A 26,528-nucleotide genomic window follows, 5' to 3' on the forward strand; every position below is an offset into this window, starting at 1 on the left:
ACCAATCCCTCCCCGATCCAAAGTGGCTGACGCAGAGAAAGTGAGACCGATGGCGTCTGTGTCCAGGCATCTTTCATACTGGTCATGCTGTACGAGCTTTTCTGGTTAGCTGAAAGCTGCAAGGTCGCCCCTGTAGAGAGGGTATCAGTGAGGGTTCCCCCTACCTGGAAGGAGTGGCTCTTGGTTCTTACAACAGAAGGAGCAGGAGGAGAAGCTCCAGTCTGCACGGTCATATCATTGTAGGTATAGGGAGTTGCACTCACTCCCCAAGTGGGCTTGCCTTGGGAGAGGGAGAATTCCAGTTGTGCTTCCTGGATGCCAACCACATCAGAGAGCTGCTGCAACTGCCAATCATTCTCTTTCAGCTTTGTCTCCAACTGCTCCAGCAAACTGGAGGTGGTCGGTTGTGCCTCATTTCTCCAAGCATCAAGAAATACATCAATCGCTTCAGGCTCCAAGGGGAGTGCAGACTCCCCTGCCAAATCCACAGGAGTAAGATCAGGATAGGAGGACGCAGCAAGGGATGAAAGCGCAAACAGTAAGAGTATCATAATTGGTAGGTATCGTTTCATTAAGCATTCCTCCGGGTGTCTTTGTAGAATGAAGCGTAGAGCAAGGGTAGTACAAATAGCGCGCTCAACGTGGAGAAGATCAAGCCGACCATAATGGTGGAGGCCATTGGTGACCATACAACGGAATATCCCCCGATCCCGATTGCTGTGGGAAGCAGTCCTGCAATAGTAGTAAGACTGGTTAGGAGGATTGGTCGTATACGAGTCCCTGCAGCCTCTACAATCGCCTCAGCCACAGATTTCCCTTCCGAGCGCAGCTCATTGATGAAACTGATCAAAACGATGGCATCATTTACCGCGATTCCAGCCAAGGCAACCGCGGAGTAGATTACTGTTGTTGAAAGCGGGGTACCTGAGACGAAGAGGAAGAGCACCACCCCAATAAAGGCAAAAGGAACGCTGAGCAGAATTAGGAATGGTTGGCTGTAGCTGTTGAACTGAGTACCAAGGATCAAGTACATCAGGAATATCCCGAGTACAAAGATACGGAGAATATCGATCAGGAGGTTGGAAAAATCACTGAATTCTCCACCAACGACCAGATCAACAGAGGGGTATCGATTGCGTAGATCAGTATCCCAGAGTTGCACAATCTGGTCATTGACCAGATTCTGGTCAACCCCTGTGAGTGCATCCGCGGTAACGGTAATCTCTCGCTTTCCTTCCACACGCCTGATGGAACCGATGGAACTCTCCAAGGAGATGGTTGCAACACTGCTCAGTGGCACGAGCCTTCCATCATCAGTGGGGATGAGTATCTGCTGGAGATCCTCAAAGCGCTCCGTTCCTCCATTATCAAACTGGACGACCATATCAATCTCTTCATTCTCTAGGAACAACGTTCCAACGTTCTGTCCTTCAAAACGTACACGAAGGTAGCTGGCAATGGTAGAAACTCCGATTCCCAACCGGGTTGCCTGATCTTGGTCAACATCAATACGGAGGGCGGGATTGCCTGCAATGAAATCGCTCTGGACATTCTCCACACCATCAATCGAGGCGAGGGTGTTACCCAATACGCCGGCAGCCTCTATAAGAGGTTCATATGCATCACCGGAGAGACGGAAACTGAAATCTGCAGAGGTTGGAGGACCCGTCTGGGCTTTGGTGAAGAGCACCTGCTCTGCCCCACTGATGTAGTAGGTCTCCCTCTTCACTTCATCAATGATGGTCTCAATGCTTCTGGTTCTCCCTTCATCCATCTCTGCAAGGTCAACCGTGATGGTTGCCTGCGTGGTACTCTCAGCACCCCCTTCATTCCCTCCAATATTGGCACTGATGGAGAGAATCTCCCCACCACCTACCTTATCAAGGAGGACCTTTTCATAGGCAGAGACCACATTGTTGGTAGTACGCAAGGTAGATCCCTGGGGAGTGGTGATCTCAATATTGAAATAACTGTAATCCTCTGCACTGAACAGGTCCTGACGCAGGCCACCCACCAAGGAGAATATAGCGGCAGTTACCAGGAGAGTGAGTATGATTAGACGCCCCTTTCTATCCAGAGCCCAGGCAAGGGCATGCTGGTAGGCATTGATGAAATGCTCAAAGCGCTGTTTACCCACTTTTTCCTGCTTGATTCTTCTCGGTCCCCACTCTGCGTAGTGGCTGGGGAGGAAGAAGAGGGCCTCAAAAGTACTTACGATCAAGGCAATGGTAACAGTCAGGGGAATGACCCTGAGGAACTTGCCGATGGTCCCTGGAATAATCATAAGGGGAAGGAATGCAGCAACGGTGGTTCCGGTGGCTGCAATGATGGGCCATACCACCTGGTTGACCCCCTTGATCGCGGCCTCATGCCGAGGGACACCAGCGAGCTGGAGACGGTATGAGTTCTCGACGATTACAATGCCGTGGTCGACGATCAGACCCAATACCAGCACCAAACCAAAGAGGGTGTTGGTGTTTACGGTCTGCCCCAACTGGTCAAGCACCAAGAAGGTCAATGCAAAGGTCACCGGGATACCGAGCGCCGTTATGAATGCATTTCTGAAACCAATGAACAGGGAAAGAATGATGACCAATAGCAAAAGACCCATAAGGGCATTGGTGGAGAGTACTGAGAGGCTGCTTGCAATCTGGACTGTGGAATCATTGAACAGCGTCAGGGTTGCCCCTGCACGAGGTTGGGTCTCATCCACAATCTGCCTGACCGCATCAACGATTGCCACCGAGTCACCTTTCACGACCTTGGTAATCTTCAAACTGACAGCACTCTCCCCATTGAACCGGCTCAAGGGTGCTTCCTCATCAAACCCATCCATGACCTTTGCAACATCAGAGAGACGGACAAGTCCCTCTCCCTGGTTGGAACGTCTGACAATAACGGATTCAATATCCCTAACCCCCTCCACGGAACCAAAGGTTCGAAGCAGGTATTGGCGACTCTCCGTTGAGAGGCTCCCACTTGGCAGGCGCTGGTTCTCCCCTGAGAGAGAACGAACCACCTCATTGACACTCAAGCCCATAGAGGAGAGCAGTGTCGGGTCCAGCTTAACCTGGATTTGCCTTTCAGGCAGACCAACGATTTCCACATCAGATACATCTGGAATAGTGAGAAACCGGTTCTGCAGCTCCTGGGCCTGTTCACGCATATCCTGGTAGGAGATATTCCCGCTTACAATTACCTCTATGACAGGCAGGAAGTCAGAGGAAGAGAAATCATCCAGAATGGGTTGCAATGTCCCCTCAGGAAGATTGACCTGGCTGAACCGTGTCTGTGCATCCTGGTAAAGAGAGCGAAAGAGTGTATCGTCTATGCCATCATCAAACTCAACCCGGACCACACTCAACCCCTCACTGGTGGTTGAACTGATCTGCTTGAGACGATCCATCCCGGCAAATGCATTCTCCACAGGAATGGTGACTGAGGACTCCATATCCTGGGCACTCACCCCTGGATAGGGGACAATGACATTGACCCAGTAGAAAGGAACCTCTGCAAACTGTTCCTGCGGTAGGGTGAGCAAGCTGAACACACCCAGGGCAAGCACCGTGATCATGAGAATATTTACCAATACCGGTTTGGTTACCGAGAACCTACCGATGGAGAACTGTTTGTCCTGATTATCCATACCGCCCTCCTACTGTAACGGGGTGCTTATGGCACTACCGTCGATCAAGCGGGAGAGACTGCTGACAAGCACACGCTCTCCAATCAAGGAAACAGAGGCATCCTTGCTTTCAATGGCGGTAAGGTCTCCAAACTGGTCAACTACGGTCACCTCCTGCAGACTGGCAGAGGAACCGTCAACCACGAAGATGTACTGCTTCCCACCCCTATTCACCATTGCACCGTTGGGTACCACGGTATACAAGGGTGCATCGGTGTTGAAGATGGTTACATCCGCAGTAATTCCTGCTTTCAGTATATCTGGCCTTGGATTCTCAAAATCTACATAGACCACCCAGCTACCGGTTCTGCTGTCAGAAGAAGCACTGATGGCACTTACCACGCCCTCAGCAATAATGGTTTCGATTGGGGTGCGGATTGTGATCTCTGCAGGGGCTCCTTCCTTGATAAGAAAGAGCTGAGCTTGACCAATAGCGAGGGTAACCCTCAGGTGCTCAAGATCCACAATTCGGGCAATCTGGGAACCAGCTTGCAACAGGTCCCCTTCCACCAGCTTGGTTATCTCAGCAACGCTGCCTGATATTGGTGTCGTTATCCTGGAGTTGGCTACATTGTTCTTTGCCTGTTCAAGTTGGGCTGAAAGCCCATCCAAACTGGATTTTCCTTGGTTGAGCTGGGAGAGGGAGATTGCCCCGCTGGCAAACAGCTTCTCATTCACAGCCTGTTGCTTCACTGCATTCTGGTATTGCGATTCCAACTGGCTGAGGGTAAGCTTGGCAATGGTGTCATCAATGGTAAGCAGGGTATCTCCCGCTTTCAGGGTACTTCCCAAGCCAACTGATATCTCTTTAATCTCTCCACTCAGCCGAGATTTGATACTCACTTCCCTCTGGCCCTGTACCGTACCACTACCGATGACACGATCCCGCAGTGCACGCTCTTCGATTGCAACAGAGGAAGAGACAATCTGGGTATAATCGGTTGCAGCACTCACTGCCTCCAATGGTTCATTCACTTCTTGTTCTTGATCTGTTTTGCTGCAAGAGAGCAAGCTCGCTACAATAGTAAGAGAGATCAGGGAAAATACCAGAGTTCTCTGTGCCTTGCGCATGATCTACCTCATTAAAAATGATTATAGGAATATGTCTCAAATAATAGTCTATTTCTTGTTTAACTGACAAGTGTTTTGCACAATATATTTTTCATAATTCGAATTCAGGACATTGCTTGCGGTTTATGATGGATTCCTGTATACTTATGTCTATACATATCAACATATCACCTGATTTGATACTCAGTATCTGTCCTATACGTAGGACCATAAACGGTGATCTCGGGCGAATGAACGCCATGATTGATAGCAACAATTACTTTATATGAGCAATAAAAAACAAGAACTACTGTTACTACGGGTGACTACCATCGTTTGCCTTGGATTCGGCATACTTGGTTTAGTGGTCTCCATTGTCGCCAACTCAAACTCAATGCTTCTCGATGGACTCTACTCCCTGATCCAGAGCATGTTCATTATCGGCTCAGGAAGGGTGGTAACCCTCCTTTTCAAGGAAGATGATGACCGATTCCCCTTCGGCTATGGAGCCTTTGAACCATTTTTCCTGGTCTTGCGGAGTCTCGTGCTGCTTACCATGGTCGTAACCATTGGATCCATGGCAGCTATTGCCATGACCCGAGGTGGTTATGCCATTACTTTCTCTATTGCATTCCCTGTCTCGGTGTTCTCCCTGGTTGTCTGTTTTGTTGTTTGGCTTGCCCTTGCAAACAAGGCCAAAAAACTGAGCAGCCCGACCCTCCGCTCGGAGAGCAAGGCATGGTTGCTGGACACCCTTCTCTCCCTTGCCTCAGTGCTTGCAATAGGAATGGTTGGCCTGATCAAGCAAACACGTTTTGCATTCCTGAGCAACTACATCGACCCGGCACTTACCGTGCTTTTCCTGGCTTTCCTCAGTCCAGTGCTTATCAAGGACCTGGTAGTCTACAGCAGGGAACTCTTGGGGGCGGCACCGACAATCTCGGTACAGGCAACACTGGAGAAAATCACCAACCGCTTCGTGAAAAAATATGCCTTCCGAAAAGCAGAGGTCTATGCATTGAAGCGGGGACGTTCCCTGATGGTAGTCATCTATGTATACCTCTCTGAGGAGCGACCGGTGAAGCAGCTTGATGCAATCCGCCTGGAGATGATCAAGGCGATGTACACCTATTCAAACTTCTGTGACACCGATATCGTATTTACACTCGATGACAGGTGGGTGGACTACCAGACACCATTTGCCATTGCAGGACAGAAAGCCTGATCAGAGAGGCAGCCACCTCAGCACACGCTTCAGTGCCTTGTCCCAGAACTTCCAGGTATGCCCTCCCGGGTGCTGGTCATAGATTACATCATGGGTCTCTTTCAGTGTCTCAACAAATCGCAGGTTATCCTGCAACAGGGCATCCTCATCACCACAGGTCACATAGAATGACGGCTTGGGAGAAAGTTCCTTCCTAGATAACGCCATAAGGTCATGTTCACTGCCTTTTACTTCATAGGAACCAAAGGTGTTCTCCCACTCATACGGGAAAATCTTCACTGAGTCCCCGAGTGTATTGGCTAGTGATACAAGGTCCAAGGCTCCGCTCATGCTTGCAGCCCTGCTGTATAGGTCCGGACGTGTGAGCGCGGCCTTGAATGCCCCATACCCTCCCATCGACAGTCCCGCGATAAAGGTATCCTCGCGTTTGGTGCTGATGGTGAAAACAGAGGAGAGGAACCGAGGAAGTTCTTCACTCAGGAAGGTGAAATAGGGGTACCCTCTTTCCTGGTCGGTGTAGAAACTCCTTCCAACCGATGGCATCACAACCACCAGGGGAAGATTCCTCACATACCGTTCAATTGCCGAATTTCGCACATAGCTCTGTTCATTCTGCTTTATCCCATGCAACAGGTAGAGCACCTTATACGGACCACCAGGAATATCAGGTGAGCGGTCACATCGCTGTGGATAGATTACAGTGGCGGAAACATCCAGCTGGAGGGTATCAGAAAAAAGGGAGATATCGAGTAATGCCATAAACGCTCCTTCTTGGGAGGTACTCTACCCCATTTGAGGAAATGTTTCCATTCGATTTCTTTTGTAATCTTTCCCCTTCTCCTTTGTTATCATTATGGATACACTGAGTCTGTTTGGAGGGGTTCAATGAGGCTTCGCTCTAGCCTAGTACAGTTTGTAGTCATCTGCTTGCTTTTGGGTACCATTGCATTGGTATCCAGTTGTGGTGTCTACAGCAAGACCCCTGCCATAAACCCTGATGAAGAACACTGGGAAGGGCCTCTCCTTGATGGGACGGAAATGGAAGATGTCCAGATTACCATCAAACCCCAACAGAAAGCCATTGTCATCAATCTAGAAGATCTGGATGTGGATCCCGCGGTTCTGATGCAGTACCTTCGCGCAAAGGAGTCACAGTACCAGTCCTTCTCAGTGGAGGCTTCCGATTCCTATATCCTGGTAATCAGGAAGCAGGACCTTGAAACTGATTCAGAGTGACGGTTCTATCTTGATCGCCAGCAACACCCACCTTTCATCTTCACTACGTGTCCAGACCATGGTACCCCACCGGTATTCCGGCTCATGTACACAGAATGGCACCTCATAGAGATCTGAGCGAACCACTGCCTTACCTACCTGCACCTGCTTTGCAGGCAGCAAGGATACCAACTGTTGGTCATAGGTATTGGTGAATGCCTTTCTCAGCACCTCACTGACATACTCATCAAGCCATCCTGGCCCATAGGAGTTCATCAATGCTTGTCTGGTAATTACTTCAGCACTACCTTCCTCTCCCCTTACAATCTGACCGATCGAGGCATCGCTTGGCAGCTGTGCTCCATACGCCTCAGGAAACGACAAGGTTTCATTAGCCGAAAGAGGAACCACGCACAACAATACAAGGATCAGGAGTGAAAAGCATTCTTTCATACCTTCTATATGATGCATTTTTTTGGCAATGTCAAAGGATTTCATTTTTTCTGGACTTTTTGGACATCTATGGTAAGGTGTAACAAGTTTGATAGTATATCAGAAAAAAGGAGACTCACAACATGAAGATGGGAAAAGTTCCAATTCTCGAGACGATCAACAAGATTCCTGGTGGATTGATGGTAGTACCTTTGGTGCTCGGTGTATTGACCAATACGTTCTTTCCTGCAGCATTGGAGATCGGTAGTTTTACCACGGCTTTCTTCAAGTCAGGTTCACTTACCTTGATTGCATTGCTCTTTTTCTGCAGTGGAGCACAGATTCAGTTCAGAACTGCTGGTATGTCACTCTATAAAGGAGTGGTCCTCAATTTCAGCAAGGTGCTCTTCGGTGTAAGTTTCGGCGTTATCTTCGCAAAACTTGCTGGTCCTGAAGCTGCATTCCTCGGTGTCACACCGCTCGCCATGATCAGTGCCATGTCCAACAGTAATGGTGGACTATACACAGCACTTGCTTCAAAGTATGGTGATGAGTCTGATGTTGGTGCAATCGCCGTTATCTCCTCCAATGATGGACCTTTCTTCGAAATGGCTTTCATGGGTGTTGCCGGAGTTGCAAACATTCCTCTCATGAGTCTTGTAGCAGTTATCGTTCCCATCATCGTGGGTATGATCCTTGGAAACCTTGATGAGAGAATCAGGGAGTTCCTCAAGCCCGGTATGTTTATTGCTATCTTCACCTTCGCCTTCCCTCTCGGTGCAGGACTGAGTCTTCAGACGATCATCGAAGCCGGTCTTCCCGGTATCGTCCTTGGTCTCATGACCCTTATCATCACCGGTGTTCCTTCTTACTTCATCTTCAAGTGGTTGGTTCCCAAGAAGTCAAGGAGAACTGCTGCCGTCGGTGCTGCTGTCGGTACCTCTGCCGGTAACTCAATTGCCACCCCGGCTGCCATTGCATTGGTAGACCCAGCTTGGGCTCCATTTGCAGACAAGGCAACCGTACAGGTAGCTGCATCTATCATTGTTACCGCCTTGCTGGTCCCCTTCCTGGTTGATTTCTTCTACAGATGGGATTTGAAGCGGGGACTTGTCAACGAGCATCCTACAACCAGCACTGAACCTGCGGTTGACGCAAAGGGCCAACAGTTATAAGCTGAGGGTGCACGTTTTGTATACAATTATCAAGAAAGACGGGCAAATGCTCGTCTTTCTTTGCTAAAGGAGTCAACCATGCTGGTACATAACCCAATAGACTGCCAAGGAAAGAAACTAGAACTTCCTGAACATACCACAGTGTATGCAATGAAGGCACCAAAGGCACTCAGTGACCCAAAAAAGGCGGTATCTGAGGCACTGGCCAATCCCATTGCATCTGACAGCTTCCAGAGCATTGCCAAAGCCAAGCTTGATGCCAACCCACAGGCAAAGGCGGTAATTGTCATCTCTGACAATACCCGTCCCGTCCCCTACAAAGGAGAGGGAAATATCTTGGTACCCTTGCTCGAGGTACTTCTTGAAACCGGCTATAAGAAAGAGAATCTTACGGTACTTATTGCTACAGGAACCCACCGCCCGATGACCGATGACGAGATAGAACGCATCATCGATCCTTGGGTATTTGAGCATGGGATTGCCATCATCAACCACGATTGCAAGGAGGATGACAACCTCACCTACCTCGGAAAGACTGATCGTGGCAGTGAAGTAAAGATCAACAGCCTCTATGTACAAGCTGACCTGAAGATCCTCACTGGATTGGTGGAGAGCCACTTCATGGCAGGTGTCAGTGGGGGTAGAAAGTCTGTATGTCCTGGTCTGATCAGTGAACATGGCACCTTCCTCTTCCACGGTGCGGACCTGATGGGCCATAAGAACAGCTGCGACTTGCTCCTCGATGGCAATCCAGTGCATGAGGAGTCCCTCGCTTTTGCTAAGATGGCTGGGGTTGATTTCATCATCAATGTCACCCTGGACCATGCCTTCAATATCACTGGGGTGTTTGCCGGCGACCTGGAGGCAGCCCATCAGGAAGCCTTTGAGATGGTCAAGGGATATGCAAAGATACCCATCAAGGAAGAGGCCGATATCGTCATAACCCATGGCGGGTTTGTCGGGATCAACCACTACCAGAGTGCGAAGGCAGCCTTTGCTGCAATCGGCGCAATGAAGAAGAATGGATACCTGATCAGCATCTCCAACTTCACGGACAAGAAAGATGTCGTTGGTTCGGTGATGTACAAGACCGTACTCAGTATCCTGGCGCTTACCAGCGCAGAGGAACTGGTGACCCTCCTTCACAGCAAGGATTGGCCGTTCATGCCAGACCAGTGGCAGGTACAGAAGTGGGCTTCGGTATTCGAGAAGATTCCCTTGGACCACTACTATTACTATGCTCCTCAGATTGTAGGAGAGAACAACAGCGGCCTTCCAGGAATCGATGCTTCCTCACTTGCTCAGAGCACTGACTACAGCGAAGTGATCAAGAAAGTCATTGAGCAGATTGAGAAGAGAGAGCAAAGAAAGGACCTCAAGGTTCTCTATCTAAGCGATGGGCCTTATGCCATCCCCTATGTGGAGTAAAGATAGAAACAGTTGTTGGATTGTGAGAGAAAGAGGAGGCGTTGCCTCCTCTTTCCTTGTTTCTAGAGCCTTTCCCCGATCTCAATTGCCTCAAGCAGGCTTTTCTCACTTGCAATCAGCTTTCCGGCGATATCAAACGCGGTACCGTGGTCAACAGACGTTCTGATGACGTCCAAACCAACGGTAATATTCACCCCGTTCTCGAAGCTGAGCATCTTCAGGGGGATATGCCCTTGATCATGGTACATGGCAACCACGATATCCCAGGAACCCTGTAATGCTTTCAGGAAAACCGTATCAGGAGGTATTGGACCACTGACATCCAGACCTTCAGCTTTTGCTTCTTGGATGGCTGGAATGATTTCCTTGATCTCCTCATCACCAAAAATGCCATTCTCCCCTGCATGGGGATTCAATCCAGCGACTGCAATTTTTGGATTGTCATAACCAATCTTTGTAAGTGTCTCATGGGCCAGGTGAATGACTTCAAGTACCCTTTTTTTCTTGCACAGGTCACAGGCATTCCGTAAAGAAACATGGGTTGAGACGTGGATTACCTTCAGTTTCTCGCTGTACAGCAGCATTGCATACCGCTCCCCTTTGGTGAACGCACCAAAGATCTCGGTATGACCGGCATAGGGAAAACCAGCGAGGTGGAGCGCTTCCTTGTTGAGCGGAGCGGTAACCACTGAGGAGATATCCTTACGTAAGGCAAATTCGATTGCCGATCGTACACTTTCAAAGGCGATGGTACCTCCCAGCGAGGTTACTACCCCAACTTCAATCTGGGAGATGTCTACCGGATGTGGATCATATACATTGATTGCCGAGTCATCCCAGTCATCCATCTTCTTGATTGAGTTGAACCTCATATCATACCCAAGCAGAGAGTTGTAGTACTCCAACAGCGAACGGGTCCCAAACAGGAGAGCACTCCTCTGGTACTCCTTCCTTGCATGCAATGCCTTGAGGGTGATCTCAGGACCAATGCCACAGGGATCTCCAAGTGTAATTCCAAACTTTTTTTCTTTCATCGTGTTCTCCTTCTACCGTTCTTGCAAGACCCTCAAACTATACGCTATTGCTTGATCATTTCCGAAAGCACCCGCCTTCGTGACAATTCTCATTGATGCATACCCTCCAGTGGGTACTTCAAGGAGGGGGATACCTCCCTGTACTTCCCTGATTATTTCCACTTCATGGATTCCCAGAACCTCCAATAGACCGAAAGCAGTATCCCCACCAGTAAGGAACAGACCCGAAATCTCACACTGCTCTACCAAGGCCTTTCCCATAAGGCTGAAGGAGTCCCTGATTGTTGCCGCAACCGCATCAGAGGAGAGCCCACGTTTTGATCCTTCCTCCAAGGAGCGACTGAATGCAGACTCATCAAGGACTGAGGAGACCACGACAAGGGCAGGCTTGCTTTGGGAGATGGCTTCCTTGACCCGCTTGATGATCGGATAAGGGTCTACCTCACCAAGGAGAGACTCAACCTCAACAACTTCGGTAAAGATTCCATGTTCCTTGGCATACCTTACTTGATTGCGGGTTACCTCGCTGAGACTTGCCACCATGCCCAGTACTCCACGGGAAGGATATTGCACATTACAGAGCGCATCAGCCAACCCAGCACTTCCCACATACAGGACTTTCTCTTCTCGTTTTCTTGCCAGCCTGACTAGATTGTAAAGGTCTTCCTGTGTGCGGGCATCACATACCAGGATTGCCTTCCCCTCCAGAGCAGGGAACGCAGCACCCGCCTCTTGGAGAACTACGGCATACACACTTTGCCCTTTGGAGAAGAGCGTGAGTAGATTGTCTTCTTCTACCGGCTTTCGGGGATCTTTTCCATGCTCTGTCTCCAGCAGTGGCTTTCCATGGACGAATAATCTTCCACCCTCTACCGTCCTTCCCTGATCAGGAAATGCAGGAGATACGATGATAAGCTCTGCAGCACAGAATGCTGCAACCTCCATGACCTCAGCACAGAGATTTCCACGAAGCGTTGAATCGATCTTTTTCATGACAATGGGAAATGATTCAGCATCCACCCCTTCCAGGGTTGAGCGAACCAGAACCGAGGCTTCCTTTTCATCTATGTTCCGGGATTCTGTATCCAACACAAGTGCCTCGATGGTTTTTTCACTCCGGGTGTATTTCCCAATCGTTACATGGGTAGAGAGTCCCTTCCGTCTTAGTTGCAGTCCACTGTCATTTGCCCCAGTGAAATCATCAGCGACAATCAGGTATTGATGCATGTACATTCCTCCCTTTTTGTCAGTGTACCCGATGAATGGTCCCTCGCTCTACCATAATCTTGTACTTTACATCAAGGCAATCACTGCTTTACACTCACGGTATGCAATACCGCAATACACAGCTGCTCGCGTCTCTTTACCGCCAAAGCGAAACAACAATTCGAGACCCTTTATGGAAGGATATCAAGCTCTCCAGGGCCTTCAAGACCATCCTATTGACCCCAGCTGTTCAAAAGCTTGGGAGGATCAAGCAACTCGGCCCTACCTTCCACCTCTATCCAGGGGCTGTGCATACCCGCCTAGACCACAGCCTGGGCGTCTATCATATCGGGTTTTCAATTCTACAAAGCCTCTTTGGCCAGAATCGTGAACTGCCGATCACCGAAGAGGGAGCGCTTACTTTTCTCTGTGCATGCCTACTGCATGACATTGGGCATTTCCCATTCGCCCACTCTCTGAAAGAACTCCCACTCACCAGCCATGAAGCGATTGCCTGTACAATGATACATGAGGATGCAGCCCTTCATAAAGCCATTGAGATGGCTGGGCTGGATCCAGAGCGTGTTGGATCAATCATAGATGAGCACCAAGAGACCACAGATGAAGAGATCCTTCTCTATCGCAGCATTCTCTCGGGAACACTCGACCCTGACAAACTCGACTATTTGAACCGTGATGCCTTTTTCTGTGGGGTACCCTATGGCACCCAGGATGTATCGTACATTGTTGACAGACTGGTTGTTGCAGGGGGCAGGATGGCCTTGCAGGAGGAAGCACTGGGATCGGTGGAGCACCTCCTGTTCAGCAAGTACCTGATGTACCGAAACGTATATTGGCATACCACAACCCGGAGTGCGACTGCTATGATCAAGAAAGCAGTTCTGGCATCCTTGTCTGATGGATCACTGCAGGCAGAAGATCTCTATGGGTTGGATGATGAACAGTTCTTTTCGCTCCCACAGCTGAAACAGTTTACCTACAGCAAACTCTTCTCCTTGGTGCGTGACAACCAGCTGTATACAGTAGCCTTCGAGAAACCCTATGAAGAAGAGGGCGTGTTGGAGACAAAGAACAAGGATCTCTTCTCACGTCTCTCCTTCGAGGAACGTATAGCGAACAAGCTTGGATGTGACCCAAGTGAGGTTATCGTAGACATTCCAGAGCCGATCAGCTTTGAGGCGGACCTGCCCATTCTCCACGATAATGGTTCCATCAGTACATTTGGTGAGGTTGATTACCTCTTTTCCTATGATATTGGTAGGGTCTTTACAAAAAGCCTGAGAAAATTCAGAATCTTCACACCACACACTATCTCTTCAGAAGCACTTGGAAGAGCATTGGAGTTCTGAATACATGGAAAAATTATCCTATAGAACGCTCCTGGAGGGGAACATCCCCCCCTGGGTTATGCGTTTTATCAAGCATACCGGAAAGGCAATAAATACCTACTCGATGATTCGCGAGCATGATACCGTTTTGCTCTCCGCCAGTGGAGGCAAGGATAGTCTTGCCCTTGCCCTGGCTCTCTCCATCCGGAGAAAGTGGCTTCCCATCAACTATGAACTCAAGGCTCTTATGATCAACTGGATAGAACACCCGATTCCAGAAGAGTATCGCTCCTTACTTACCACTTTTTTTACCGACCTTGGGTATGATTTCAAGATTGTTGATGAGCATCAATTCCCAGAATCCTTCAAAGGTGAGTTCAACTGCTATCTCTGTTCCAGAAACAGAAGAAGAATCCTTTTCACCCGATGTGAGGAAGAGGGCATGAATCTGGTAGCCATGGGACACCATCTTGATGACCTGGTGGAAACCAGCCTGATGAACCTCTGTCTCAGGGGTCGTTTTTCCACGATGCAACCGGTACAACCCTTCTTCGATGGTAAAATCAATGTTATTCGTCCTATGATCGAGATTCACGAGTCAGTTACCAGGAGACTGGCAGAAGCGTATGACCTTCCTGTGGTTAAACCCGTCTGCCCCTATGACCAGACAAACATCCGTTCCCGCATCAAGCCGATCGTAAAGGAGTTGTCGCATCTGGACAAACTCAGCAGGGAGCATATTTACAAAGCACACCACTACGAGCCAAGAATGTAACTTGGTCGCGTTCAGCCTGTTTACAACCATGACGGGTTTGTGTGATGATTGTAGTGAGGAAGGAGGGATGCAAAGAATGCATTATCGTGCCTGCTTGCTCTTCTTTTTGGTGCTGCTGACCGTCTTCCTGCCACTTTCTGCTGAGGATATGGATTCTTCCTCCGAGCAAGTGCAACTAACGGATAACTCAACGGTATCTGAGGAGACAAGCCCACAACAGCAATCTGGGGAGAGTCCAAGCAATCCGGAAGGATCGCTTGAATCAGACACGTCCCCGGACCTAGATCAATCCTCCCCTGATGGTACACTGACTGAAACCCCCTACCTGCCAAGCACCTCTGACAGTCTGTTGGAAGGTATGGCCTCCTCGGATGGTTCCTTCAGCATTGCTTATAAACCTGACTTCTCCATCGGGAATCTTTCATTCCAACTTGACCTGAAAATCCAGGGAAAGGCAACGTTTGACCCATTTGACCTCATGCTCGATTTTTCCCCTTGGGAGATGCCTGAGAGGGAAGAAGATGAAATATTCGAGAATTATGCGCTCAGGGTGGCAAAGCACTATGGTTCATTCATCCGCTCAATCCAGTGGGGACAGCGCTATGATTCCCTGTATATCCGCTACGGGAAGCTGATGGGGATCACCTTGGGTGATGGTGCATTGCTGAACAGCTATTTCGACTATAGTGTGGGATACCGTGAGAGTCAGCCCGGGCTTGACATCATGCTGGACGGAAACCTGCTGGGTATACCCAATGCTGGTTTTGAATTTGTTACCAATGACTTGTATGAACCCACCTTGCGTGCATGGAGAATTTATGCACGCCCATTGTACGAGTATCCCCAGCTCTCCTTGTTCTCAGATCTTGAGGTAGGGCTCTCTCATGCAAGCAGTCCAAGGCAGGGAGAGGACGATGAACCTTTCGGCAGGGAGATGATTTCCCTCGATTTTTCCCTCCCGGTATATGAACGCGATTTCCTGAATCTTCATGTATTTACCGATGTCCTGCTTCAGCTTCCCGATGTACAGAACAAACAGTTCGGCTCAGCGCTTCGCTACGGGCTTTGGGGACATACGAGAAGCTTCTTTGTCTTCAATACCAGTTTGACCATTCCTACGTTCGGGAGCTATTACACCAATTACTACTCCTCAGATTTCGAGACGCGAGAGAGTGACGAGACCGAGAAACTCCGTCTTGAGCTTGGCACACTGCATTTCGATGGCACACTGGGATTGAATTTCACCCGCCAGGGTCTCTATCTGAGTGCACACATGGAGAGCAATCTCACAGATAATGACTTCCATGACTATAGTTTTATTGCAAATGCAAGGATCGATAAACCCTTTATGTATATCGTTTCACTGGACTTACAATATGAAAAGCTTTATCCTACCAGTACAGGAGAGGGTTTCTTTGAGGGCTTGAAAACACTGCGCAATGTGGTGCTTTCCTCAACAACAGTCATCAAGGTAAAACCTTATTCATTTGATATCGGACTGCGCGCTCACTTTGATGAAAATGCTGAACCTACGTATTCGCTGGACACGCTGGTAAAGATATCAATCCTGTAATGTCATGATGGGAGTTTCTATGAAACGATTGGTGATATATATTGTTCTGCTTCTGCTGATTCTTACAAGCGGTACTGCCCTCTCTGCAGAGGATGAGGTTTTCATCGGTGATGGGGATATCGCTGCCCTGCATGTGTATGACAGCCAAGGAAACCGACTCGAAGCCACCAGTGAACAGGCACAGAACATTGCAGAAGGCTGGATCATCCATAATCCAGATACACCAATCCTGCTCGTGACCCCCAGGGGCACCATCAATGTGTTCGAAGATTCTCTGTTGGTTACCGGAGACCTGGTAGGCAACAATCCTGATCTCTATCTGGTCAGTGGTAAAGCTACGTTCAATACATACGACATGGAAGATGGATACCTCACGGTCACTACACCAGTTTCCCGTTTTATCCTGCATGGGGATGGGGAGATGTTGGTCATCACCACAGAGGAAGAAGAGAGTGTCACAACCTTCACCGGCAGGGTTGAGTCCTATAATGCACTTACTGGTGCAAAACGGGAAGTAAAGACTTTTGAGAAGCTGTTCATGCAGGAGAAGATGGCTCGACTGAAGTTTATCGAGGCAGGATACTATCTTACCTATGCAACCTATCCTGACATGATGCTTGCAAAACAGATCATCCAGGAACTCAGCGAAAAGACCACTGCCCCCACCACTCCACGTGCACCTAAGGCCAACGTGGAGAAAATCGCTCTCACCCCTCCACCTGTGGAAGGGGTATCGATCACGGCTTTGGCGGAGAAGCCTTCCAGTATTGTTGTTGCCGAAACTTCTGAATTCATTCCCCAGCGCTTGCAAAGCCTCCAGGTTGAAGTGGAACCGGTCAAGATACCAGAGCGTGTAAGCCAGTTCAGCAATATCATCCTTGCCCCACCCAAGGACAGGATAAAGATCACCATCCGCCCAATGACACCAGAGATTCCCACCTTTTCCAGTGTATCTCAAACCGTTCAGGTCCCTCCCTCTCCTTCTTCTATCCAAGCGGAGGTGAAGGCAGAGGAAATTGTGGTAGTAACTGAGATCAAGGATGATGAGCCTGTCACCATTGAGATACCGCTCGTAGAAGAGGTGGTCGATGTTGAGACAGTCGAGGAAATTGAAGATACCGTAACTGAAACTATCCCCTTGCCCGATATGGAAGAGGAAGTACTGGAAACAGCGTTGGAAGAAGCTACAGCAAGCGATGAAGAGGAACTTACCCTTGCATACCCATCAGAGACAACCAGGCCAACCTTGGCCTTTTCTGCAGAGGAAGCGAGAGTAACAGGATCCTTCGGGGTAGAGTTCGGTTATCAATTTACCTTTGATGGAAGCAATGCAGATTCCTTGCACCATCAACTCTTTCTCAAACCATACTTCGAAAAAGGACTGTTCAGCATCAGGTTGCAAGGCTTTCTTGAGACTGAAGATTTCTCTTCATACACCAATACGGCATATCCCGTCCCCACTTCCCGCCTGGAGATGGCGTCCTATGCATTCTCATTCATTGACAAGTTGAGGATCGGTTACAGCAGCAGTGCCTTCTATTTGACGTTGGATCGAAAATTCCCGATTACCACGGAACTGACCAGTTTGTTTGCACCATCACTGATATCTGACCAAAATTTGGCGGTATTGAACCAACTTACCTTTGGGCCGGTTACCATGGTAACCACGTTCGACGATCTCTACCTTGGTTCACTTTCCAACAACGACCGTCAGTTTGGTTCATCCTTGCTCCGCTTTACTCCAAAAAGTGGCTATCGCATGTCCGTAGCACTTGGTGGCGTTGCTGTGGTTGACAACAATCCTTCCTGGAGCATCAATACCTATCCATTCCTTGGCCTTGGGTTTCCCGTGGTTGACTCAAGAACCACTGAATTCAAATTCCTCTTGCATGCAAGCGGATACCTGCCTGCCTACCCTACCTTGGATACCGACTCATTCATAGACACCTCTGTAGGTACCATATTTCCAAACTACCTAGTCGGAACAGGATTCTCGATGAAGAAGGATCAGTTCTTCTCAAAGATACTGGTTTCCCTCACCAAGGGTGAGAACCACCCCCTTATCGCCAATGAGTTTGCTTCATTCCTAGACACGAGTTATTCAGCAGCAGTTGAGGTATTGGGTGATGTACGAATACAGGGAAAGGTCTGGCAAGCAAGACTGCTGTTCAACCTCCCGTTCAGCTCAAGCTTTGCCTTCGCCAATCTTGCCTCTCCTGTTTCCGCAGCCCATCAAGCAGACTATAGCCAGTTCTCATTATCCTATGCCAAAGAACGGCTTCAGGTCGGTCTTGGGTTTGCACAGCTGGGTATCATAAGCAACGTCTCTGAGGTATTTGCAGGAAATGAGACTGCTCTCTCCTTGCTGAGGGGGCCATACAGCACAAGTTTCCTCTTTCTTCAGTATGCCTTTGATCCATTCACACTCCTGCTGAAAGCCCAATACCGTGCCCAGGTAACAAGCTACACCAATCCAGCGGTAAGCGTACGAGTCTCACTGAATCTTGACAAACAGTTCTAGAGAGAGGTTTTGCCCTTTTATCCCTTCTATGGTAGAGTCATGCTATGAGAATACAAAAGCTCGATCCGCTTGTAGCACAGCGTATTGCTGCAGGCGAGGTTATTGATAGGCCAGCCTCTGTCATTCGTGAATTGCTCGACAATGCACTGGATGCAGGAGCCAAGCAACTGGTCGCCAGTGTCACCGATGGGGGCCTTGAGTCGATCAAGTTGATCGATGATGGAGAGGGCATTGCAAAGGATGACCTCCCCCTACTCTGTGAAAGCCACGCCACCAGCAAGGTTCATGAACTTGAAGATCTGTATCATATCAAGAGCATGGGTTTCCGCGGGGAAGCATTATATAGCATTGCCGCAGTATCCACTGTCACCATTGCCAGCAGTTACCAAGGACAGGATGCTTATCAGATCACTGTGGATAATGGGATAAAAGGTGAGGTACAACCCGGTGGACCCAGAGAAGGAACAACGGTAAGCGTTGAGGGCTTGTTCAAGGAACTCCCTGCCAGGCGTCAGTTCCTGAAAAGACCTTCAACGGAAGCAACCATGTGCCGCTATGTCCTTCAGGAGAAGGCTCTCGCCTTTCCCGATCGATCTTTTCGGTTCATCACTGATGGGAAGGTCAGGGTGGATCTTCCTGCCACTAATAAAAAACAACGCGTTCTGGATGTCCTGGCTATCAGCCAGAATATCGTTCCCTCCGAGATGATTGAGCTCTATGACAGCGCAGGTCGCTTCAACCTCTATGCAGTCTGCTCTTCTCCTGCACTCTATAGAAGTGATCGTTCCCATATCAAGATCTTTGTGAACAACAGGCCTGTGGAGGAGTTTGCCCTCGTACAGGCAGTTACCTATGGATACGGAGAGATGCTGCACGGTGGAGCCTTTCCCTACTGTTATCTCTTTATTGATGTGGACCCTACGTTGGTCGATTTCAATATCCATCCTACCAAGCGTGAGGTGAAACTCAGGAACAAAGCCGAGATCCATCATCAGGTAGTGGGAATGATCTCCAGCCAGGTCCGACGCACCATACCGCGGATTGTTGCAAAAGAGATACAGGACGAACAGACTCCCCTCCTCACTCCCAAGGCAACCTATACCCATCAGAGGGCTGTGGATGCATCCAGCCATGAGAGAAGCAGCAGATACCAGGGAGAGGCAAGAAAGCCCATCGACCCTGAGTGGTTCCAGAAAGCAAAGGAAATTCTCCAATCAGATGGAATGCAGGCAACCCGTGCTACCGAGACTGAGAATATCTGGGATATGCAGGCTGAACAGAAGCAATTCACCTACCTCGGGCAGGCCTTCAACCTTTTTCTGGTTGCAGAGAAGGAGAATGATCTCTACCTCGTTGACCAACATGCAGCGCATGAGAGGATTCTCTTTGATGAGGTACGTGCAAAGAAAGAAGTACAGTCCCTGATGATTCCGCTCTCCTTTGAGGTCGAACGTGACGTTGACAACTACTTGCAGGGGAATCTGGATGTATACCTGAATTTGGGGATCAAGTTGGTCCGCAGTGATGACCTCCTCTGGGAGATCCATGCAATCCCAGCAATCTACCGTTCGGTGGAAAAACAGTTGGTCTCTTTCATCCAGACGATGAGTGGGGAGAGCGAAGAGGTCGAGAAAGGACTCTATGCCATTGTTGCATGCCATGCAGCGATCAAGGCAGGGGACTCAATCGACCGCATGATGGCCATTTCGCTGCTTGAAAAGGTGTTTGCTCTCGCTGAGCCGACCTGTCCGCATGGCAGAACCTTTGTCATCAGGCTCCACAAGGATGAGTTGATGAAGGCTGTGCAGCGTACCTAACGTTGCACAAGGTAAGTTATGTTGTCGGTGATGAGGGCCAAGGAGAAATCCTCTTCTCTCATGGTATAAGAATCTTCATCCAGGGAAAGCGTCGAGAGAAACCTGCCTGTCTCATCATACCGGTTGAGTTGACTGGGTACAGGGATCGAGGACAATCTACCTGATTCCTCATCGTAGTGAGGTATTTGCTCTGGGATTTTTTCCATCATTGAAGTAGGTAGTTCAATTTGTTCGCTTCGTATGATTCCCTCCTCATTGATGATCGTGATTTCATATACTCCAGGAGAAAACGGTATCCCTTCTCCCATGGTAAGAGGCCCCACCCGGTACCGTGCTGTATCTGGGGAGGTCCTTTCCCCACTGGTATCGACAATCCAGCTGGAGACCTCGTTTGATGAGGAAAGACGCACCTGCACTGGTCTCTCCTCTCCCAGGAGATCGAAAGAGAGTGACAAGTGCTCACTACCCAATCCTGTTTCAAGATCGAATACCAGGGACCTCTCATGTTCCAGATTGACTACAACAATCTCCTCCTTCCTGCAGGAAGCAAGAAGAAGGATACAAAGAAGAAGCAGAAAAACACTACTTTTCTTGTGCAGCCAAGTATGATGCAACTGGATTCGCATAGGTGTTGAGCGCAAATTGCCGTACCTCCTCACGAGTACCCTTGAAACGGTAGAGGAAAGCTTCGCTGTCAAAATCCCGATAGGAGTCCTGGAACTGTGTGCTGTTGTGCAGGTAGTCATAGGCAAACAGATTGGTAGGCCAGAGCTTGTAGAGGGTATGAATCTGCCGGTCAATCTCTTGGGCTACCTGGTCGGAATTCTCCCACTCTCCTTCCAGCGGAGTACCAAAGGCAATATGGATATTCCCCTTGTACCCTTTCAGGCCGTGGGAGATGGAAATCAGGTCCTCATAGCGCTTCTTTGCTTGCTCGCCCTTCGCGAGACGTGTAACTTCCTCCCCTGCCTTGATCATATCGCAGGGATCATACTCGTAGCTTACTGCAACAGGAACGATGCGACAGCTGTTTACCGCCTGGGAGAAGGTGACTCCCTTTTTCTTTTGGGAGAGGTGGAGCATTTTAATGATCGCAGGTGTGGTTACATCTATGCCATCCTTTGCCCGCCCACTCTTCTGAGCAACCCAGATGGATTTGTTCTCCTCGGTGATCAACTCAACAAAATATGCACTCAGCCTGATCGATTCAAGGTACTTCTCCCGCATGGGAAGTGTACGTTTAACGGTCACCCCACCATTGAGCTTGAACAGGTCGGTCACAAACTGATTGGTCAGCAGATTATCCCCGATTGCCATCTCGCAGAACATCTTTCCACCTTTATAGAGTGCAAGGTCAATAAGGGCACAATCAAGCACGATATCCCGATGATTGCTCATGAACAGGTACGCTTTGTCATCCTCAATCTGCTGCAGCCCATCAAATGAGAATGTATCGACGCTCTTGTCGATAATGGCAGGAAGGAACACCCCAGCGGTTATACGCTCCTGGAACTCATCATAGCTCGTCACTGTTTCCAGTTGTGATACTATATATTTGGCGTAGGCTTCCACCTGTTGTCGTTCTGCTTCTGTTTCAACAGGTCCGAGCGAGGAGAGAATCCTCAGTAGTGCATCCTTATCCTTTAATACACGTTCAATTGCTTCACGAACATCCGGCCCCCTATAGGGGGCTATGTCTTTATATTGTTCTACATTCATGGTTCAACCCTTTTGAGCTTCCAGAATTGACTTCATGTACTGAACTCGTTCCCATTTAGCAGGATCCGTCATCCTCTCCTGGGCCAACTTGCCATTGAAGTCAGAGATACTGGAGTATGCGTGTGAATCCATCCAGTCGGAGAGCTCCTTCTCAATCTTTGCTACAGAAGAGAGTCCTTGCTTTAGCAAAACGGAGCACAACTGGACGGCCTTCGCTCCGGCAAGCAACTGCTTTACCACAGTGCTTCCACTGTGAATACCGGTAGCAGCACAGATATCATAACGGACTTCATCACTCATCAGTGCAGTCCAACGGAGACTCAATGCATATTCATCCTTGCTGCTTATCATCTGCGCAGGAACCAAAGCAAGTTTGTTGATATCAATATCAGGGCTATAGAAACGATTGAACAATACCACTCCATCAATGGAGAGTTCGTCAAATCGCCTGAGCATATTTGCCAGAGAGGAGAAAGCTGGACCCATTTTCAGACTGATGGGAAGCTTGAGCTGTTTTCTGGCACTCTTTACGAGAGATAGATACTCCTTCTCAAGTGTTGCCCCTTCCACCTCAACATCTGCAGCTACCACGTAGTGGTTCAATTCAATTGCATCAGCACCACAGGCTACAAAGCGTTTTGCATACTCAATCCAGCTACCATTCTGCTTGCAGTTAATACTGGCAATAACGGGAATATCCAACGCTTGTTTGGCATCCTCGAGCAAGGTCAGGTATGCATCGATTTGCTGTTCCATGCTTGCATGTTTCATGAATCCATAGGCATCAGCATGCGTGAGATATGCATCTGATTCATCCACAGCTGACTCACTGTCCAATTCAATCTGTTCTTCAAAGATGGATTTCAGTACCACAGCAGATAATCCTGCATCCTCACAACGTTTCAGGTTATCCAATGATGCCGTAAGGGGACTACTCCCTGCGATCAAGGGGTTTTTCAATTTCAATCCAAGATATGATGTAGACAGGTCTGCCATACTATTTCTCTCCTCAACTGGTAAGTATCATTCGTGTCATTGACACAGCATGAGGTAGTATAACATGAAAGAAAGGGTTTCTCTACAACCTGCAACTGCTTTTATCAACAACCACAGAAGAGGTTCAAGATACAGTATAGGGTGCCTTTTCAGGCACCCTACACGTGTTATGCAATACAGGAACTAGAGGATATAAGGAATTCTCAGATTATGTGATTGATAAACCACAAAGGTTTCCACCTCAGAAATCTCAGAAATCTTATCAAGTTCTGTCTTGAAGAAATCCAGGAGACTCAACCCCTCTTCCTCACTCAGAACCAAATGGACGATCAGATCATAGCGACCGGTAACAACTGAAGCAGAGATGATCCCTCGGAGGCTGGAAAATTCTTTGGCTTTTCTCTCCAAGTCAAGGGTTTTCAGCTTCACCCCCATCATGACCACCTGCAACCCAGGTATTACTTCCGGATTCACCAACCCGGAAATCTCCAGCACACCCTCCTCAATCAGCTTATTGACGCGGGCGCGAACGGTATTTTCCGTGATGCTCAGCTCTTCAGCAATAGCACTGAAAGGCTTTCTGCCATCACGCAACTGTCGGATTATCGCTTTGTTCGTTTCATCCATTTTCACTTTCATGCTATCACCCGTTTTTCCTTTCGAATTCCTTCATGAACTGAGCAAGTGCCTCAACATCTTCAACAGGAAGTGCATTGTAAATACTTGCCCTCAGGCCACCAACTGAACGGTGTCCCTTGAGACCAAGCATATCTGCCTTCTTTGATTCCTCGATGAACTTTGCTTCCAGTTCCTCACTGGGAAGGCGGAAAACAATATTCATCCTGGAACGATATGCAGCATCAACAGGACTACGGAAGAAGGAAGAGTTATCGATGGTATCATAGATGATACTGCTCTTCTCCTGGGCACGCTTCAACATACCTTCGGTTCCACCATTTGCCTTGATCCACTCAAGGACCAGCTTCACTGCCCAGATGGAGAACACAGGAGGAGTATTGTACAACCCCTTGTTCTTGCTATGCAGCTTGTAGTCCATGTATGCAGTGAGATTGGAGTTCTGCTTCTCAAGCAGGGACTTCTTCATGATCACGAAGGTTGCACCTGCAGGTCCAAGATTCTTCTGTACCCCACCATAGATCATGGAGAACTTATCCACGGGAATGGGACGGCTGAAGATATCGCTGGACATGTCACCGATCAAGGGAACGGAGCCGGTATCAGGGAAGTCCTGCCACTCAATACCCCCGATTGTTTCATTTGAACAGAGATAGAGGTAACTGGAATCCTTGCTTGGCTTGACAGTCTTGGGATCGGGAAGGCTGGAGTAGTTGTTCGCCTTTCCATCATAGTAGTAGTTGACCTTCCCCAGTTTCTCGGCATCATCTGCAGCCTTGTTGGACCAGGTACCGCTTCGGATATAATCGGCAACAGTACCAGGACGCAAGAAGTTCATTGGGATCATGGTGAACTGCAAGGTTGCTCCACCACCAAGGAAATAGACATCATACTCATCGCTGATACCCAGCAACTCCCTGAAGAGACCAAGACACTGGTCATACATCTCTTCGAACATGCCGCCACGGTGACTGGCCTCGATCATGGACAATCCTTGTCCCTTGAAGTCGACCATATCTTCCTTGAGTTTCTCCAGTACCTCTACCGGCATTACCGAGGGACCTGCAAAATAATTTTTCTTCCGTTCCATCAGATTACTCCTTCCTTCTTCAATCCTTCCAGAATTTCATAGGCTTCATCGCCGATACGTGCAAGATTCTCCACACTATTTGCCCCTACATGCGGGGTAAGCGTTACACGCTCTGCCTTAAGAATGGGGTAATCCTCGGCAGGAGGATCTGTGGGCCAGACATCAGTGCAGTACCAGCTAACCGATCCATCTTCAAGCATCGATACCATTTCATCTTCCTGGACACAGCGAGCACGTCCTGTGTTGATGATGACCGGTTTCTTGGAACAATGGGAAATCAGCTTTTTGCCTACCATGCACTGGGTCTCATCAGTAAGGGGAAGGTGCAAGGAGATATAATCTGCATCCTTTACCGCTTCCTCGGGAGTCTCTTTCATATCGGCAGCATCACTGCTCTTCACATATTTATCGTACGCTACCACGTTCATGCCGAAGGCTTTTGCACGCTCAGCTACTTTACGAGCAATATTGCCAATACCGAAGAGACAGAGCGTCTTCCCGTAGAGTTCAGTTCTTTTCACGTTCTTGAGCCACTGACCACTCTTCATCCCGTTATGGTAGGTTACCAGATTACACGGGGTACTGAGCATAAGAGCAAATGCCAGCTCGGCTACTGCGATTGCTGATGATTTAGGGGTATTGCGAACCACAATGCCTTTACTCTCTGCATATGCCTTGTCGATGTTGTCTATACCAACACCTCCGCGGATGATTACCTTCAGGTTAGGTGCCTGATCGATATAGTCCTTGGTACATTTGGTCTTGCTCCGTACCAGAACAACATTCGCCTCACCAAGGCGACTCTTGTCTGTGGTGACCTCTCCGAAGGCGGTCAGTTTTCCTGCCAGCACATCATCAAAGGCGTCAGAAATGAGAATTAGCATAGTTGTAATTTCCTCTCTATAAATAGCGTGTTTTTCAGGGTTGCGTCTCCCCGTGACCTTCTACAGAGGGAATTGTACACTAGAAACCACCTTTTTGTCTAATTTATTTTACAAATTTTGACGGATAAAGAAAAATTCCCTTTAAATCTTTCTGAATAGGAAGAATTAAGGGAATTTTATAATTGATACAGAGTTTCTTTTAAGATGGTAATACTATAGCAAAACCGCCGGCTGAGCCGACGGTTTGGTGTTTTAGTAGTTCTTTGAGCCGTGCAGTTTCCGCACCTTCTTCATCTGCTTGCGGGCAAGCGCTTTCTTCTTCCTGTTGAGGATGGTGGAGGGCTTCTCAAAGTACTCCCGCTTTTTCCATTCGCGGATAATCCCCTCTTTCTCAACCATGCGCTTAAAACGCTTGATAGACTTCTCAAGAGGTTCATTGTCATCTACTTTTACAAATGCCATATATAAAATCACCCCCCTTCCCTATTACTGGGTTCAACTTGACGTGTTGTAGATTGCAATAAATTCTCACTGCATGTCAAGTACGCCCAAGAGATTATTCCGCTCTCTTCAGGTCCATGATGGTCAGTTGCAGGCTTTCCTGGTTGCGGAAGTAGTTCCGTCCCAAACGGAACGCCACATTGACTCGGTCTCCCTTGTCAAAATCCTTACCTACACGATCTCCTGCACGCCAGAACAACGCCGGCCACTTATACTC

At 48.7% G+C, this 26,528-nt stretch carries 24 protein-coding genes; 9 read left to right on the forward strand and 15 right to left on the reverse strand.

All coding sequences use genetic code 11. The features are described 5' to 3' along the window. The 3 genes from JF818_RS06770 to JF818_RS06780 all read right to left on the reverse strand — a co-directional run. Positions 1 to 572, reverse strand: a 572-nt coding sequence (locus tag JF818_RS06770) for a hypothetical protein (protein WP_198891273.1), incomplete at its 3' end; no start/stop codon positions are given. Next, complete coding sequence (locus JF818_RS06775; RefSeq protein ID WP_198891274.1) at positions 572 to 3,646, reverse strand: efflux RND transporter permease subunit; 3,075 nt, start codon at positions 3,644 to 3,646, stop codon at positions 572 to 574. The genes JF818_RS06770 and JF818_RS06775, both read right to left, overlap by 1 nt. Positions 3,647 to 3,655: 9 nt before the next feature. Next, a complete protein-coding gene (locus tag JF818_RS06780; RefSeq protein WP_198891275.1) occupies positions 3,656 to 4,756 on the reverse strand; it encodes an efflux RND transporter periplasmic adaptor subunit in 1,101 nt (366 codons plus the stop codon). A 265-nt stretch (positions 4,757 to 5,021) separates the two neighbouring features. Between JF818_RS06780 and JF818_RS06785 the strand changes: the two genes are divergently transcribed. Continuing rightward, the gene (locus JF818_RS06785) at positions 5,022 to 5,960 is read left to right on the forward strand and encodes a cation transporter (RefSeq protein ID WP_198891276.1); all 939 of its coding nucleotides are present in this window, start codon (positions 5,022 to 5,024) and stop codon (positions 5,958 to 5,960) included. Here JF818_RS06785 and JF818_RS06790 read toward each other — a convergent pair whose 3' ends face one another. Continuing rightward, a complete protein-coding gene (locus tag JF818_RS06790) occupies positions 5,961 to 6,719 on the reverse strand; it encodes an alpha/beta hydrolase family protein (protein WP_198891277.1) in 759 nt (252 codons plus the stop codon). 126 nt (positions 6,720 to 6,845) lie between these two features. On the opposite strand from JF818_RS06790, the gene JF818_RS06795 reads away from it, so the two are divergent. Continuing rightward, positions 6,846 to 7,196 carry a hypothetical protein gene (locus JF818_RS06795; RefSeq protein WP_198891278.1) on the forward strand — a complete coding sequence of 117 codons (351 nt, stop codon included), beginning with the start codon at positions 6,846 to 6,848 and terminating at the stop codon, positions 7,194 to 7,196. Here the strand turns inward: JF818_RS06795 and JF818_RS06800 are convergent. Beyond that, a complete protein-coding gene (locus JF818_RS06800) occupies positions 7,188 to 7,628 on the reverse strand; it encodes a hypothetical protein (protein WP_198891279.1) in 441 nt (146 codons plus the stop codon). The two genes, JF818_RS06795 and JF818_RS06800, sit on opposite strands and share 9 nt — an antisense overlap. A gap of 122 nt (positions 7,629 to 7,750) precedes the next feature. Here JF818_RS06800 and JF818_RS06805 point away from each other — a divergent pair, with 122 nt between their 5' ends. Together JF818_RS06805 and larA are read left to right on the forward strand one after the other, a co-directional pair. After that, on the forward strand, positions 7,751 to 8,782 hold the full coding sequence (locus tag JF818_RS06805) for a 2-keto-3-deoxygluconate permease (RefSeq protein WP_198891280.1): 1,032 nt from the start codon (positions 7,751 to 7,753) through the stop codon (positions 8,780 to 8,782). A 78-nt stretch (positions 8,783 to 8,860) separates the two neighbouring features. Further along, complete coding sequence (gene larA, locus JF818_RS06810; RefSeq protein ID WP_198891281.1) at positions 8,861 to 10,210, forward strand: nickel-dependent lactate racemase; 1,350 nt, start codon at positions 8,861 to 8,863, stop codon at positions 10,208 to 10,210. Positions 10,211 to 10,272: 62 nt separating this feature from the next. Here the strand turns inward: larA and pdxA are convergent, their stop codons facing one another. Continuing rightward, positions 10,273 to 11,244, reverse strand: a complete 972-nt coding sequence (gene pdxA, locus JF818_RS06815; protein WP_198891282.1) for a 4-hydroxythreonine-4-phosphate dehydrogenase PdxA — start codon at positions 11,242 to 11,244, stop codon at positions 10,273 to 10,275. A gap of 12 nt (positions 11,245 to 11,256) precedes the next feature. Continuing rightward, positions 11,257 to 12,471 carry a four-carbon acid sugar kinase family protein gene (locus tag JF818_RS06820; RefSeq protein WP_198891283.1) on the reverse strand — a complete coding sequence of 405 codons (1,215 nt, stop codon included), beginning with the start codon at positions 12,469 to 12,471 and terminating at the stop codon, positions 11,257 to 11,259. Between the two features lie 101 nt (positions 12,472 to 12,572). On the opposite strand from JF818_RS06820, the gene JF818_RS06825 reads away from it, so the two are divergent. The 5 genes from JF818_RS06825 (at position 12,573) to mutL (ending at position 20,485) form a co-directional block, all read left to right on the forward strand. After that, on the forward strand, positions 12,573 to 13,820 hold the full coding sequence (locus JF818_RS06825; protein WP_198891284.1) for an HD domain-containing protein: 1,248 nt from the start codon (positions 12,573 to 12,575) through the stop codon (positions 13,818 to 13,820). 4 nt (positions 13,821 to 13,824) lie between these two features. Continuing rightward, positions 13,825 to 14,574: a tRNA 2-thiocytidine biosynthesis TtcA family protein gene (locus JF818_RS06830; protein ID WP_198891285.1), complete on the forward strand. Its 750-nt coding sequence runs from the start codon at positions 13,825 to 13,827 to the stop codon at positions 14,572 to 14,574. 67 nt (positions 14,575 to 14,641) lie between these two features. After that, the gene (locus JF818_RS06835; RefSeq protein WP_233066590.1) at positions 14,642 to 16,147 is read left to right on the forward strand and encodes a hypothetical protein; all 1,506 of its coding nucleotides are present in this window, start codon (positions 14,642 to 14,644) and stop codon (positions 16,145 to 16,147) included. 19 nt (positions 16,148 to 16,166) lie between these two features. Next, entirely contained in the window at positions 16,167 to 18,668 is a 2,502-nt protein-coding gene (locus JF818_RS06840) for a hypothetical protein (RefSeq protein ID WP_198891286.1), read from the forward strand. Between the two features lie 44 nt (positions 18,669 to 18,712). Continuing rightward, positions 18,713 to 20,485 (forward strand): DNA mismatch repair endonuclease MutL, encoded by a 1,773-nt coding sequence (gene mutL, locus JF818_RS06845; RefSeq protein ID WP_198891287.1) that lies wholly within the window; start codon positions 18,713 to 18,715, stop codon positions 20,483 to 20,485. On the opposite strand, the gene JF818_RS06850 is transcribed toward mutL, so the two are convergent. The 8 genes from JF818_RS06850 to JF818_RS06885 all read right to left on the reverse strand — a co-directional run bounded on the left by JF818_RS06850 (position 20,482) and on the right by JF818_RS06885 (position 26,510). Next, on the reverse strand, positions 20,482 to 21,126 hold the full coding sequence (locus JF818_RS06850) for a hypothetical protein (protein WP_198891288.1): 645 nt from the start codon (positions 21,124 to 21,126) through the stop codon (positions 20,482 to 20,484). The genes mutL and JF818_RS06850 overlap by 4 nt on opposite strands. Continuing rightward, entirely contained in the window at positions 21,068 to 22,204 is a 1,137-nt protein-coding gene (locus JF818_RS06855) for a 1-acyl-sn-glycerol-3-phosphate acyltransferase (RefSeq protein WP_198891289.1), read from the reverse strand. The genes JF818_RS06850 and JF818_RS06855 overlap by 59 nt, the downstream gene beginning before the upstream one ends. A gap of 3 nt (positions 22,205 to 22,207) precedes the next feature. Further along, complete coding sequence (locus JF818_RS06860) at positions 22,208 to 23,200, reverse strand: dihydroorotate dehydrogenase-like protein (RefSeq protein ID WP_198891290.1); 993 nt, start codon at positions 23,198 to 23,200, stop codon at positions 22,208 to 22,210. 183 nt (positions 23,201 to 23,383) lie between these two features. Then, positions 23,384 to 23,827 carry an Lrp/AsnC family transcriptional regulator gene (locus JF818_RS06865; RefSeq protein WP_233066603.1) on the reverse strand — a complete coding sequence of 148 codons (444 nt, stop codon included), beginning with the start codon at positions 23,825 to 23,827 and terminating at the stop codon, positions 23,384 to 23,386. 16 nt (positions 23,828 to 23,843) lie between these two features. Then, a complete protein-coding gene (gene serC / locus JF818_RS06870; protein ID WP_198891292.1) occupies positions 23,844 to 24,926 on the reverse strand; it encodes a 3-phosphoserine/phosphohydroxythreonine transaminase in 1,083 nt (360 codons plus the stop codon). Further along, entirely contained in the window at positions 24,926 to 25,810 is an 885-nt protein-coding gene (locus tag JF818_RS06875) for a D-isomer specific 2-hydroxyacid dehydrogenase family protein (RefSeq protein ID WP_198891293.1), read from the reverse strand. Before JF818_RS06875 ends, serC begins: the two co-directional genes overlap by 1 nt. A 252-nt stretch (positions 25,811 to 26,062) precedes the next feature. Then, complete coding sequence (rpsU, locus tag JF818_RS06880) at positions 26,063 to 26,272, reverse strand: 30S ribosomal protein S21 (RefSeq protein ID WP_117329963.1); 210 nt, start codon at positions 26,270 to 26,272, stop codon at positions 26,063 to 26,065. 94 nt (positions 26,273 to 26,366) lie between these two features. Beyond that, positions 26,367 to 26,510: a hypothetical protein gene (locus tag JF818_RS06885; protein WP_233066606.1), complete on the reverse strand. Its 144-nt coding sequence runs from the start codon at positions 26,508 to 26,510 to the stop codon at positions 26,367 to 26,369. Between the last annotated feature and the right edge of the window lie 18 nt (positions 26,511 to 26,528).

Origin of the sequence: Sphaerochaeta sp. S2 (assembly GCF_016406725.1) — a bacterium.
Classification (GTDB): domain Bacteria; phylum Spirochaetota; class Spirochaetia; order Sphaerochaetales; family Sphaerochaetaceae; genus Sphaerochaeta.